Raw genomic sequence first — 13367 nt, forward strand, 5'->3', positions numbered from 1 at the left:
CGTTCACATGCTTACAAAAATTGGAAATTTCAAACGTCGACTCATCAGACGCTTCAGCCGGTCGGAACTCATCTCACGATGGACGGGGTTCGAAACAAACGTGCCGCCTTCGCACGAACCCGGCCTGATCGTCCTGCAGGTTGACGGGCTGTCTCGGAAGCAGTTCGAAGCCGCCGTGGGAAACGGGCGTCTGCCATTTCTGAAGAAGATGATCGACCGCGGCTACTTCGATCGCATGAGCTTCTATTCGGGAGTGCCATCGTGTACGCCCGCTGTTCAGGGTGAGGTCATGTATGGCGTGAAAGGGGCCGTGCCGGCGTTCCAGTTTCTGCACCGCGAATCCGGCAAAGTCGTGTGTATGTACGAGCACGACGCGATCGCGGAAATCGTGAAGGAACGCTTCGCGACTGCTGACCCGCTCCTGAAATCCGGTGCCAGCTTTTCCAACATATATTCCGGCGGCAGTGAGGAAGCTCGATGCTGCATTGAGACGGCCGACCTGGCGAGCACCTTCAAGGGCATCAATCCGATCCATTTTCTGCTTATGCTGTTGATGTATTCGTTTACGTTGCTGCGGATCGGAATCCTGGCGGTAATTGAGGTTCTAGTGGCCGTCGTCGACCTCGTGCGTGGACTGTGGACTCGCAGCGATTGGCGTTCGGAGTTCAAGTTCGTCCCTGCCCGCGTATTGATTTCCATCGTCCTGCGAGAATGGGTCCGCGTGGTCATGAAACTGTCGATCGCGCGCGGCGTGCCAGTGGTGTACGCAAACCTGCTGGGCTATGACGAACAGGCGCACCGTCGAGGCCCCAAAAGCGCGTTCGCTCATTGGGGGCTGAAGGGAATCGACAGAGTCATCAAAGACATTTTTCTGACGGCGCGGCGATCTGATCGGCGCGATTACGAAGTGGTCGTGTTCTCAGACCATGGTCAGGAAGACGTCGTCGCATATGAATTCGCGTTTCAGCAGACGGTGCAGCAGGCCATCACGAAAGCTCTGGAAAGCGGACCTCTGGCCGAACGCCTTGTCCACAACATTGACACAGTTCTTCATCACGGCAGCTATATGGACCAAAACATGCGCCGCCTGCTGAAGATTAAAAAGGGGCGTCGGCCAACAGCAACGCTCACCGCAAAGGAACTGGCCGAAAATGTTGTGGTGACCGCCATGGGGCCGATCGGACATGTCTATTTTCCGGTGCCTGTAACGGATGACGACAAAGCTGCGGCGGCCAATGTGTTGGTGAATGAGCAGCATGTACCATTGGTTGTTTACAAGTTGCAAACGGGAGAAATCTTCGGTCGCAATGCTCGCGGTTTGTGGAGTGTCGCGGAAGACTTCGAGGCCGTGGCCGGAAGCCAGCATCGATTCGCCCGGGAAGTTCAGGAAGACCTGTTGAGTCTCTGTGATCATCCCGACATCGGCGACCTCATCCTGCTCGGTTGGGATCCCGACAAGCCGCCGATTTCGTTCGCTCCGGAAAGCGGTGCTCACGGCAGCATCGGGACCGCAGAAACGCGAGGCTTTGCGCTGCTGCCAGCGATCTGGTCGCTCAAGCCGCGCCGAACACTCGGCGGCGAAGCATACGTTCGCGGAATCGACCTGCACGCCGCGGGGCTGGCGTTTCTGCGGAGGCAACCGGTGTCAGACGTGATCGTCCGGTCGGAATCAGACACTCCGGAACACACTCCGGAACACACTCCTGGCGCGCTGCCGAACGCGCAACACCGTGTTGCATCAGCCAAATCGCAGACGTCACCAAAAGACTCGCAGCGTCTGCGAATCATGACGTACAACACTCACCATTGCATCGGCATGGATGGAAAGTGTCGCCCGCAGCGAATTGCTCAAGTGATCGCAGCCGCCAAAGCTGATGTCGTGTGCTTGCAGGAAATGGACGAAAACCGATTACGTTCGAATCACCACGATCAGACCTCAGAAATTGCCGCTGAATTAGGCATGTATCACCGCTTCTTTCCGGTGTGGTCGAACGATTCCGAACGCTACGGCCTGGCGATCCTAAGCCGTTTTCCGATTACGTCTGTGCGAGAAGACACGCTGACGGATGCCGACCACCGCACCAGACGCGAAGCTCGCGGTGCCATTTGGGTGACTGTCGAAACAGGCGTCGGCCCCATACATGTGATTAACACGCATCTGGGTCTTCGCACAAAAGAACGTGTGCAGCAGGTTGAAGAACTGCTAAGCGACCGCTGGCTGGCCGACATCGAACAGCACGAACCGGTCCTTCTGTGCGGCGACCTGAATGCGGGGCCAAAATCGGCTGTCCTGCAGCGTCTTCTCAAACGCTTTCACTGCGCTCAGGTGCTGGCTGACGACCATCGTCCTCAGGCGACCTTCGCGTCCATCCTGCCGCTGCGACGCATCGACTACATCCTGCTAAGTCGACACATCGTTGTGGAGCACGTCACCGTGCTGAAGAACCACACGACCTCCGTGGCCTCCGACCACTTGCCTCTGGTTGCCGAAGTGACCGTGCATCATCACACCAGTTCCGCGCGGCACTCCAAGACAGATTTCGAATCGCATCGCAGCCTGCCGCATTCGACAGGGCAGGTCGTATCTAACGGCGGTCTGGCCCCCGGCGCGCAGCTATGACATCGGCAGCAGAAACGAAACCGCTTGCACTGCCCGCGCTGAAGGTGTTGGTGATCGCGGCTATTGTTGGAGTGCTGCTGCACTTCTATTTGCAGGGCGATTTGACTCAGGACAACCTGAAACGATTCGCCGCTTCGCTGCCTGCATGGCTGTTTGTGCCGGCCTATCTCACCCTGCCGTTAGTGGGTTTTCCCATCAGCATCGTGTTGCTGGCGAGTGGCATGAAATTCGGGACGATGACCGCAATCATAATCGCCGTTTTCGCGATGGGCTTCCACACGTTTGTCGCATGGCATCTGGCTCATGGGTTCTTCCGTGAGCCCCTGGAACGCTGGCTGGAGAAGACTCGATTTAGTCTGCCCCGCATTCCGGAAAAGCACCAGATCTGGTTCACATCCGTCTTCGTAACGGTGCCCGGGCTTCCGTACGCCGTCAAACTGTACTCACTGGCGTTAACGGATCTGCCGTTCACTCGCTACCTCTGGATTGTGTGGCTGTTCCACGTCCTGAATGCGATCCCGTTCATCGGCCTCGGATCGGCTGCCGCCCGGATGAACGTCGGCTGGATGATAGGGTTCGGCCTGCTGGCCGTCGTCATGATCCTGCTCACCAACTGGCTGAAGTCGCGTCTCAGCGACAGTTGATGAGGTGGTTCACAAAAATGCATGATGTTAACGGCAGCGGCAGCATTGAACTGGGTCGCTCATCGCTTGCACTGTGCTGAGACAAATCCCGGTTGTCGCCTACTCGAAAATCCTGAAGGCGGGGGCGTTCAGGTGAGGCAGCAGTTTCGGCCCGAACACAATCAAGCCCACGGTCGCGGCGCTCATGGACGCCAGCAGGACCGCTCCGGCCGCCACGTCCTTGGCTCGACCAGCGAGGTCGTGATGTTGCGGACTGGCGAGATCCACAACAACTTCCACGGCCGTATTAAAAGCTTCGGCCGACCACACAAGCCCGATTGACAGCGTCAGCAAACACCACTCCGTCGTGGTCGTTCGCAGCAGGAAGCCGGCCGTGATCACAACAAGCGTCGCCAGCAGATGGATCCACGCATGGACCTGACTCGCAAACAGAAACCGGATGCCGCGAAAAGCAAACCGAAAGCTGGCGACACGTCGCTGCACGATCGATCTAAGGCCCATCTGTCGCTTCCGTTGGTGCATCATCTGTTGACGAAGTGTCGCCGCCGGTCGATTCGACGTCAGGAATTGTGGCCTCCCGGCCCAGAAATCGCTGGCGAGCGTATTCCGCGAAGTCCTGAAAACGGCCGACGCCCTTGTAATTGTCGTAGACGTATTTCCAGGTTGCGATCGCCTGCTGTTGTTCCGCTTCTTCACCAGTCGAAAGCTTTTCTGCTTCGGTCATCCGTTCACGAAACATGTGCCGCGCGTCATCAGCTGCGATCAATTTTTGCCGGAAGTAATCGTGATGGTTGCGGCAAAGCTGCATTAGCCACGGGATTTCTTCTGAAGTGTCCGACAAACTTTCTCCCTGCTCAATCAGTGCCTGCCATCGCTGCAAGGCGGGCAACGGATTGGAAGGCAACTCGGTGGCCGGTGGATCTTCCCACGTCGGAACATAGACCAGGCCTTCTTCGTCTTCCAGGCGAGCAGCTTCGACGCAGGCGGCCTTGAAGGGCGGTTCCACCGGTTTGTTAATGCGCGCCAGATTCTTGAGCTGCGGTTCCAGCATGTTGGCATGCAACTTTGCGGAGAGTTCTCGTGCTCGGGCGATATGCTGACCAGCCGGAAACTTTTCGATGTAAGGATCGATGTGCTTATCCAGCGATGCGCGCTGAGCATACTCGTCGCCCTGCATGGCTTCGTGCCATTGTTCGGCGTACCAGTCTTCGCCCGGCGGACGCAGCAACCATGCGGTTGCACCGACCAGTGCGAGCAGACACGTCGCCAGAAACCACGTTTGTTCGTGGATCGGCCCCTTCTTTTTTCGTTTCTTCTTTTTCTTTTTGCGTGCGCCGACAGACTTCGGCTTGCCGGTTCCGGAACCGACCGCGCTGCCCGACACGACGGTGTCCGCCAGCGCCGCTCCGACCCCGGAGTCCGCTCGTTCTTTGATCTCGCCCAGATCCGTATGAACGGCCAACGCGTCATATGGTCGATCGTCGGGCTTCTTTTCCAACAGTCGATCGATCAGCTTGCCAAGTTCGATCGGGCAGTTGGGAACCTTTTCGCAGACGTTGTACGGCTCATCCTGAAGATGCTGCATCAGCATGTCCATCGGATTGTCAGAATGAAACGGTGTCTCGCCGACAACCAGTTCGTACAGCACACATCCCAGGGCGTACAAATCTGTTTTGCGCGAGATCGGGTCGCTGGCCTGGATTTGTTCCGGCGCCATGTAGGCGTACGTTCCAACGGTTTTGCCGGCGGCCGTCAGCGCGGTGGCTTCGGTGTCTCGAGCGATGCCGAAGTCGCCCAGCTTTAGATGGCCTTTACGAGAAAGGAACAAATTCGCTGGCTTCAAATCGCGATGAATGATGCCCGCGTTGTGAGCGTGTTCCAAAGCCGACGTGACCTGTCGCCCAACATGGATGACCTGTTCCCACGTGAGCTGGCCGCGGTTCTTGATCACCTGCTGCAGCGAGCCCCCGTCGATGAATTCCATCGCGTAGTAACGCTGCCCGTTCTCCGTGCCGCCACCGTAGTACTTCACGATGTTGGGGTGCTTCAGCCGCTTCAGAATGCCGATCTCGCGTTCGAACCGCTTGCGTACCTTCGCGTCACTCATGAAGCCGGGCGACAGCACTTTCACGGCCACCTTTTTCCCGGTTTTCGGGTAGATGGCAGAATAAACAACGCCCATTCCCCCCACGCCGATCTGGCGGTCCAGTTGAAACGGGCCTATCGTGCGGGGAGCCATAATGAATCGGGCTTAGGCGGTGATGCAAGGTGCGTGAACAGATTGTCGGTGTGGCCACAGATTCTGACAGACGGATTGGGCGGAAACAACAGAAGGTGTCTCAGCGTCCGCAACCGCTCGCAAAACCGCCCTTGTCGCGGATCGTGAGCAGGGTTCTTAAAATGCCGATTCCAGCGGTTGCGCCGATTTCGGGTCGCTGCAATTCGTTTGGTCGGTACAATTCGGAGACAAAGAAGTCACGGTCCCAGGTCAAACTTGACTTTTTGTCGGCTTCGTCCCGAGACTGTTAATAAGGCTTCAATGGCGTTGATGGAACGAAACGGGTTCGGGTCGAGCCAGGTTTCAGGATCAACCAGCGAAAGCAATTCAAAGCGGAAAATCAATTACTCCGAGGCACCGGCCTCCTGGAAACTCATTTACTTCAGCCACCCCTATGCTGGCCCAGCTAATCCCAGTCAAGAACGGTCCTCGGATCACTCTGACCAAGCCGATCACGGTGGTGGGTCGCAGTGCGCGGCTGTGCGATCTGGCGGTGGATCACAACGCCGTTTCCAAGATACATTGCGTGCTGGTCAAAACAGACGGCCTGATCTATTTGCGAGATCTCGGCAGCACCAACGGGACTCGCGTGAACGGCCAGCGAGTCATCCGGGGTGCGTTGTTGCCTGGCGACCAGATTTCGTTTGGCGGAGCAGGCTACACGGTGTATCTGGGGCCCGATCCTCAGCTTTCGGCGGGCGGCCAGTCGTCAGCCGAACTGACCGAGATGATTCCGATCATCACCGACAGCGACCCGGACTTAAGCGTTTCCAAAAGCGACGTTCAGTTGCTGTCTGATTCTGACTTTCTGCCCGCCGACTAACTCAGCATCTCTCTGACTTTTTCTCCCAGTGTTTGCCACAGCCCCTGGCCGAGAAAAATGACCAGCGCGGCGATGACGCCAACAAGTGCCAGCCAGAGCATCAACATGATGCCACCCCCTAAGTTGCGAAGCTTGTTCCGAGCCCACCGCCAGCGAACTCGTTTCTTCTCGTCGCGTTCCACCTGCTTGTACAGGCTTTTCATATCCGTTTTTTGTATCTGAGCCGTGTGGCGGCTAAGGCTGGCTTCGATGGCGTCCCTGAATTCAGGGAATTGAGCCAGTGGAAGGTACGAACCATCGGCCGAGGCTTTGCAGCGTGCTTTGGCCGTGACTGTGCCCGCCTTGATCATCTTCAGGATGCGACCGGTCGAATGCTTCTCCACGACCGTTTTCTTCTTCTCATCCACATACTGCACGTACCACGTTCGCGACGCTGCCTTCTTAGCCGACTTCTTCGCATCGACTCGTGAAGAAACCTCGCCCGAGCGAGCCGCCGCGGTCATCGTGCTTCCTAACCCGGCAACCGTTGGCGACACCGAACGTCCCACGCCCGTTGGCACGGCCCCCTCGACAAAAGACAACGCTTCGCTGTGTACTCCCAGGGCGTTTAGATCCCTGATGATCTCCGCACAGTCGCCGTAACGGTGCTTGGGATCTTTGGCCATCATCTTGTCGATGATCAGATCCAACCGCTCAGGGATCTCCGGGCAGATCTTCCTGGCCGCTTCGTACTTGCCGATTTCCTTAGCTTTGATTAGTTCCACAACGTTAGCACCGGTGAAGGGCAGTTTTCCGGTGAGCAAATGGTACAGCGTGGCACCCAAGGCGTAGATGTCACAACGAAGGTCGACGGTCTTGGCGCTATGAGCCTGTTCGGGGGGCATGTACAGGGGTGTGCCGAGCCCCGCGTTGGTCTGCGTCATCGAAACGTCATCGTCCAGCACTTTGGCCAGGCCGAAGTCAGCGACCTTCACGACGCCTTTGCTGGTCAGCAGAATGTTGTCCGGTTTGATATCGCGATGCACCATGTTTTGATCATGAGCATGCTTCAACGCTTCCGCACAGACCATCGCGATATGAACGGCGTCGCCGACGGAGAACTTTTTCAGCTTGTTCAGCCAGTCCTGCACGCTCTTGCCATTGATGTATTCAATGGCTGCAAAGTGAACACCTTTGTAAGAATCGACGGCATAAACTTTGACCACATTCGTGTGATCCAGTTTGGCCATCGAACGCGCTTCGCGTAAGAAACGGCCCACGAAGTCCTCGTTCTTCGCGAGATTTTTGGAAAGCGTTTTTAGTGCGACAAGGCGATCAAGACTGATCTGCCGCGCCAGAAACACTTCACCCATGCCGCCTTTGCCGAGCCTCTTTTTGAGCTCGAAATCGCCGATCTTTGTAACCGTCTTCTTCTGACTTCCCGCTGGCGTTTTCTTTTCGTTTTTGTCCGACACGTTGTTCCCTTCTGGCGGAAACCTGTCTTCAGCGATCAGCATCTCACTGGCGTGATGTCTGAGAACGCCGGTCAAACCCGCGTGAGGTGTTGCCACGGGCACGTCACACTCTACGCATTACGGCAACGAAACGATTGCCAGCGATCCGCTTTTGCCGACATTCGTACCGATAACTCTATCTTCGACAACGAGGCGAGGGCGATAACGGATTGCCGGAATTCGCTGGATATCGCTGTCTATAGACGTCAATTTCCCCAAATTCGTGACAAACGGCGACGGAATCAGAACTTTGTGCCCGTCAGCTTTTCAAACGCCTCAATATATTTCTCTGCGGTGCGTGCCACAACATCGTCGGGCAGACTGGGTGGGGCACTGTTGCGATCCCACCCGGACGACAGCAACCAGTCGCGCACAAATTGCTTATCAAAAGAAAGTTGGCTACCACCTTCGCGGTACTGATCCTGAGGCCAGAAGCGGGAACTGTCCGGCGTCATGACTTCGTCAATGAGGATCAGTTCGCCGTCGATCTGACCGAATTCAAACTTCGTGTCGGCAACGATGATGCCGCGACTGCGAGCGTATTCAACACCCTGCTGATACACCTTCAGACTTAGTTCGCGCAGTCGTTGCGACAAGTCGTGGCCGATCAGTTCGCTCATCCGTTCAAAACTGATGTTCTCATCGTGTCCTTCTTCCGCTTTCGTGGCTGGCGTGAAAATCGGCTCGGGAAGTTTGCTGCTTTCCTTCAGGCCATCGGGCAGTTGGACGCCGCAAACCGTTCCACTTTTCTGATACTCTGCCCAACCGGATCCGGACAGATAGCCTCGCACGACACATTCGACTGGCACCACATCCGTTCTGCGGACCACCATACTGCGGCCTTGCAACGCCGCCAGATTGGTTCTGTCTGGCAGCGGCAGGCTGGAAACGTCGGTCGACAGAAAATGATTCGGAACGTCAAGCCGATCAAACCAGAACTGACTGATCCGCGTGAGCACTTCGCCTTTTCCCGGAATCCCGGTCGGCAGCACATAGTCGAACGCGCTAATGCGGTCGGTGGCGACAAACAGCAGGCGATCGCCGAAATCGTACACGTCACGGACTTTCCCGTGACGCACGGGCACACTGGAATCTCCAAGTTCACTTTGCAACACCACTGGATTCACAGTTATGGTCCCGTTGAAATCAGGCTTGTGGTACGTGACAATTGTTCAGCAGTTTAACTTTGAGCGTGTCGTTGAACAACGGTAAGGCTCGCCTCTATACTGTTGTCTGTGTGTGAGACCCAAGGCGAAGGTCTTGCAACCGGATTCCCGGAACGTTAGCGGTTGCCGAATTCGCACACGGTGCCACAGGAAAGGCCGACAGGCCACGATATGGGATTAATGAGATTTAGGATTGCGACGGAGAATCTTCTTCCGTCCGAAGGTGTGACGAGGGCAGACTTCGTGACCTTTGACGGGCGAGTGATCCGGGCAAAGTCCAGACTGGACGGCGATCTGCTGGAATGCATTCGCAGCCAGACCGACAGCAGCAAACTCAGAATCCTGTGCAACCTGGGCGACCGCCAAACCATCGTCTGCACGACATCGTTGCCCGAACAGCAGACTCCCTACGACCTTGAAGTGGAACTCGCGCGAGGCGAACTTTCGCGGCTGCGAAACTTCTACCACCTGTGGACAGGAGCAGGTCTGAAGTCGACACCGGTGCTCGATGACCTGCTCGAGAAAGCTCACAAAGCCTTTCGACTGGGAATCTTTTCCGGCTCCGATCCGAACGCCTGCCTGGCGTCGCTGCGACTGACCCAGGAAGCCATCGACCTGCTGACCCATCTCTACACAAAGCAACGCATTACGTACCGTCAACAGAAGACCCAGCGGTTTCCGATGATGGTCGGCTGCGGCCTGTCGCAGCCCCCCATTCATGAAGAACATTTTGTAGAAGCCTTCAACTCGATTCTCATCAAGACCCGCTGGTGCGACCTGGAACCGACTGACGGGAACTACGAATGGAAGAACCTTGACCGACTGGTGGACTGGGCCGGAGAACGACGCCTGTTCACGATGGGCGGCCCTCTGCTGAATCTGTCGACGGACAATTTTCCCGACTGGATCTCCCCGTGGAAGTCTGACCCGGTCAACCTGCAAAGCTTCACGTCAGACTTTGTGGAAACCGTCGTCAGCCGCTACGTCGGCCGGATTCGGCATTGGGAAGTTGTGTGCGGCCCCAATCGCGGCGGTGCTAGTGCTCTGTCAGAAGAACAACGCCTGAACCTTGTTGTGCGAGCTATCGAAGCCGCTCAGCAGGTGGACGAACAAATTCAGATCAGCCTGCGAGTCACTCAGCCGTGGGGCGAATATCTAAGCACCACGGAAAACCGGTTGCCCCCCATTCAGTTCATCGACACGCTGCGGCGAAGCGGTGCGAGGATCTCGGAGATCAACCTGGACATTCGCTTCGGCACAGGATCGCTGCACAGCCTGCATCGCGACATGCTAAGCGTTTCGCAATTGCTGGACCATTGGTCCATTCTGCAAACGCCATTAAACGTAATGGCCGCGCTGCCGATTGCTCCGGCGGAAACAGATCGTATCTCACGAGTGCAGTGGCAGATGCAGCAGATGGAAGACTTCCTGCTGATGTGCCTTTCCAAAGAACGCGTGACCGGTTTTTACTGTCTGAACTGGGCGGACCGACGCGTGATGGAAGAACCGCTGGTCGACACCGACAACAGCCTGCACCCTGTCGTCAGCAATTTGACGGCTCTGGAACAAACGCACTGGCCGTCATCAATGGTGCGGTAGCAGTGCGTTAAAGTTGACTTGCCGGACCAAACGCAGGAACCGCTCGTTCTAAGTAACTTTCAACCCCAATGGGAGCCCGATTCCTTCGAGGGTGTCCCACTTGAACTCGCGGAACGGGGCTGTCAACATCCGGTTGAGCTATCTCTGCCGTCCCGATCGTGGATGGCCCATCCGCTGCCAGTCTGGGAGTTGAGTCATGTTGCGAACGATTGTGTTGTCCTGTTTCACAATGTCCCTGGCCGGCGCGGCTTACTGGACAGTCGCCGCGCCCCTCGCACCGCAGAAGGCCGTGCCTCCGGAGAACTTTCTGCCCGCACGAGCGACGGCGCTGCTGAAGATGGACGGGAACGCTCAACATCGTCCAGCGATCGAACAAACGGCCGCGTGGAAATCGCTGGAAGAGACGGGCATGCGAGCTCGGATGTTTGACCTTGTCGAAACCTTCGTGGCGACACGTGACGGAGAACTGGCCAAAGTTGTTCGCAAACAGATGGACAGCCTTCTGGAGAACGGATTGTCCGCCGCTGTCTGCGTTTCTGCCGATGGTCAATCAGTAGCACCGTACGGAGTGATCGTGCTGCATGGCGCGGCCGACTTCGCTCCAACACTGGTTGAACTCATCACACGCGCCGATGAGTCCTTCGTCGAAAAAATCCGGACTCTTGATGATGGCGGACGTTCGATCAGCATCGTCGAGGAAGGCCCTCCCGGTACAGAACTGGCATGGTGGGCCGAAGGCGGGCATTTGATTTTGGCGGCTGGCGTAAACGCATCAACTCAGGTCATCGCAACACTGGAAGGTGAAACACAAAACGCGACGCAGCATCGTCTGTGGAAAGAACTTCACAGCGATCAGGATTTCACGGTGACTCATGCGGGCTGGCTGGACACACAGTCGCTGCTGAATCAATTTGGGGAGATGCCTTTCCCGGAACCACTGGGCGAACAGCGAGTGACGATCGGGCAGTTTGCGGACATGCTGGGCGTCGCCAACCTGGAAGCCATGACGGTAGTCGGAGGATTTAGGAATGAAGTCACGTGGAACACGTTCAAGGTTGTCGCACCGGAACCTCGCAAAGGTTTGCTGAAGCTGTTGAATCAGCGAACCATTTCCTTTGACGAACTGCCTCCGATTCCGCCCAGCACCGACAACATGATGGCGTTCGCGTTCGATATCAAAGGCGCCGTCGACACCGTGCTGGAAACGGCTCAGACCTTCACCACATTTATGGGCGAGGATGAGCAGGCAGCGTTCGATCGCGAGTTTGAAAAGTTTCAACAAATCATCGGCGGACACCCGCGCGACGTGTTCAGCGCCGGGCTCGGCGACCTTTGCTGCATCTACAACGATCCATCTTCAATGCCCATTCCGATCGGGATTGGTCCCGTTCTGGTAACGGCGGTGAAGGATCGAAACACGTTGGAGGATTCGATCGACCGCGTCATTGAGCTGTCAAAGATGATCCCTGATGCACGGGATCTGCAAATTCGAAAGTCGGACAAGAACGACGCGACGTTTTATTCGATCGGCATCAAGGGCGGAATGCCGGTGGTGCCAACGATTATGGTGACGGATGACTGGATGGTCGCCAGCATAACGCCCGGAGCGGCTCAGTCGTTTGTCGCTCGCGTACAGGGACGCTTGCCGAAGTGGGAGCCAGGCGAACAGGTGGCGAAGGCGCTTACGGAACTACCTTCAAAATTCACATCGATTACGATTTCGGACCCAGCCCCCGGCTACCACCAAATCATGACGTGGGCGCCGATGGCGCTGGGGATGATGGAAAGTCAGGTGCTGGCCAAGGCCCCGAATCCCGTCGAAATGCCGTTCGGCCTACAGGACCTGCCTTCTCCAGCGGAGTTGACGGCCCCCATGTTTCCGAACGTCATGGTGACCACCGTGACTGAAAATGGCGCGACGACTCAGGGACGTCAATCCGTTCCCGGAACCCCGATGGGCAACGTCGGATCGGTGGGCACGGTCGGCGTTCTGGTGGCGTTGCTTCTGCCAGCCGTTCAACAGGCGCGCGAGGCGGCTCGGCGGACGCAGTCGAAAAACAATCTGAAACAAATCGGTCTGGCCATGCACAACTACCACGATGTGTATCGCGAGTTCCCTCGCGGCACGATCGAGAACGATGAACTGAAGCCGGAACAGCGCTTGAGCTGGATGGTGAGCCTGCTGCCATTTATCGACCAGAACGCTCTCTTCCAGCAGATCGATCGCGAAGGCGAATGGAATGCTGGTGGCAATGCGAAACTGTCGGCGATCCGAATTCCGTCGCTGCAAAATCCCAGCCACGCCCGAACGTCTGACAACCCCGGGGCGATGGACTACGTTGGCATCGCGGGCGTCGGACCAAAGGCCGCTGAGTTGCCGAACGACGATCCTAAAGCGGGAATCTTCGGGTATAACCGAGCCACCAGAATTCGTGATATCCGAGACGGGACTTCCAACACAATGGCTGTGGCCGACGCTTCCCAACCAAACGCGTCCTACATGCAGGGCGGCAAGGCGACGATCCGTGGGTTCAGTCAGAAGCCATACATCAACGGCCCCGACGGCATCGGCGGACCTCATCAGGGCGGCATTCAGGTGCTGCTTGCCGATGGGTCGGTACGGTTCATCTCAGAGAACATCGATCCCTCAGTGCTTGAGGCGCTGGCCACGAAATCCGGCGGCGAGGTCATTGGAAGCTTCTGATCCGGTCAGACTACGAACGAGGCTAATCCGGGAAAGACTT

Annotated in this window: 9 protein-coding genes; 5 read left to right on the forward strand and 4 right to left on the reverse strand. The window is 56.9% G+C overall.

Annotated features, from left to right (window positions below; all coding sequences use genetic code 11):
- The first annotated feature begins 7 nt into the window (after positions 1-7).
- Both Fuma_RS23160 and Fuma_RS23165 read left to right on the forward strand, forming a co-directional pair.
- Positions 8-2620, forward strand: a complete 2613-nt coding sequence (locus Fuma_RS23160; protein ID WP_077026209.1) for an endonuclease/exonuclease/phosphatase family protein — start codon at positions 8-10, stop codon at positions 2618-2620.
- A complete protein-coding gene (locus tag Fuma_RS23165) occupies positions 2617-3264 on the forward strand; it encodes a TVP38/TMEM64 family protein (RefSeq protein WP_077026210.1) in 648 nt (215 codons plus the stop codon). The genes Fuma_RS23160 and Fuma_RS23165 overlap by 4 nt, the downstream gene beginning before the upstream one ends.
- A gap of 99 nt (positions 3265-3363) precedes the next feature.
- Here Fuma_RS23165 and Fuma_RS23170 read toward each other — a convergent pair whose 3' ends face one another.
- A complete protein-coding gene (locus Fuma_RS23170) occupies positions 3364-3765 on the reverse strand; it encodes a diacylglycerol kinase family protein (RefSeq protein ID WP_077026211.1) in 402 nt (133 codons plus the stop codon).
- Entirely contained in the window at positions 3755-5503 is a 1749-nt protein-coding gene (locus Fuma_RS23175; RefSeq protein WP_077026212.1) for a serine/threonine protein kinase, read from the reverse strand. Before Fuma_RS23175 ends, Fuma_RS23170 begins: the two co-directional genes overlap by 11 nt.
- Before the next feature lie 433 nt (positions 5504-5936).
- Here Fuma_RS23175 and Fuma_RS23180 point away from each other — a divergent pair, with 433 nt between their 5' ends.
- Positions 5937-6365: an FHA domain-containing protein gene (locus Fuma_RS23180; RefSeq protein WP_077026213.1), complete on the forward strand. Its 429-nt coding sequence runs from the start codon at positions 5937-5939 to the stop codon at positions 6363-6365.
- Here the strand turns inward: Fuma_RS23180 and Fuma_RS23185 are convergent.
- Together Fuma_RS23185 and Fuma_RS23190 are read right to left on the reverse strand one after the other, a co-directional pair.
- Entirely contained in the window at positions 6362-7915 is a 1554-nt protein-coding gene (locus Fuma_RS23185) for a serine/threonine protein kinase (protein ID WP_145944327.1), read from the reverse strand. The two genes, Fuma_RS23180 and Fuma_RS23185, sit on opposite strands and share 4 nt — an antisense overlap.
- Positions 7916-8100: 185 nt before the next feature.
- Positions 8101-8985, reverse strand: coding sequence for a phosphoribosylaminoimidazolesuccinocarboxamide synthase (locus Fuma_RS23190; protein ID WP_218922271.1), 885 nt, complete (start codon positions 8983-8985; stop codon positions 8101-8103).
- A 219-nt stretch (positions 8986-9204) separates the two neighbouring features.
- On the opposite strand from Fuma_RS23190, the gene Fuma_RS23195 reads away from it, so the two are divergent.
- Together Fuma_RS23195 and Fuma_RS35990 are read left to right on the forward strand one after the other, a co-directional pair.
- On the forward strand, positions 9205-10623 hold the full coding sequence (locus Fuma_RS23195) for an endo-1,4-beta-xylanase (protein ID WP_077026215.1): 1419 nt from the start codon (positions 9205-9207) through the stop codon (positions 10621-10623).
- Between the two features lie 196 nt (positions 10624-10819).
- A complete protein-coding gene (locus Fuma_RS35990; protein ID WP_077026216.1) occupies positions 10820-13327 on the forward strand; it encodes a DUF1559 domain-containing protein in 2508 nt (835 codons plus the stop codon).
- Positions 13328-13367 lie beyond the last annotated feature (40 nt).

It is taken from the genome of Fuerstiella marisgermanici (assembly GCF_001983935.1).
Taxonomy (GTDB): Bacteria; Planctomycetota; Planctomycetia; order Planctomycetales; family Planctomycetaceae; genus Fuerstiella; species Fuerstiella marisgermanici.

Coding starts and splice junctions, on each gene's coding strand:
- Fuma_RS23160 (WP_077026209.1), top strand. CDS start 8: ATGCTTACAAAAATTGGAAATTTCAAACGTCGACTCATCAGACGCTTC.
- Fuma_RS23165 (WP_077026210.1), top strand. CDS start 2,617: ATGACATCGGCAGCAGAAACGAAACCGCTTGCACTGCCCGCGCTGAAG.
- Fuma_RS23170 (WP_077026211.1), bottom strand. CDS start 3,765: ATGGGCCTTAGATCGATCGTGCAGCGACGTGTCGCCAGCTTTCGGTTT.
- Fuma_RS23175 (WP_077026212.1), bottom strand. CDS start 5,503: ATGGCTCCCCGCACGATAGGCCCGTTTCAACTGGACCGCCAGATCGGC.
- Fuma_RS23180 (WP_077026213.1), top strand. CDS start 5,937: ATGCTGGCCCAGCTAATCCCAGTCAAGAACGGTCCTCGGATCACTCTG.
- Fuma_RS23195 (WP_077026215.1), top strand. CDS start 9,205: ATGAGATTTAGGATTGCGACGGAGAATCTTCTTCCGTCCGAAGGTGTG.
- Fuma_RS35990 (WP_077026216.1), top strand. CDS start 10,820: ATGTTGCGAACGATTGTGTTGTCCTGTTTCACAATGTCCCTGGCCGGC.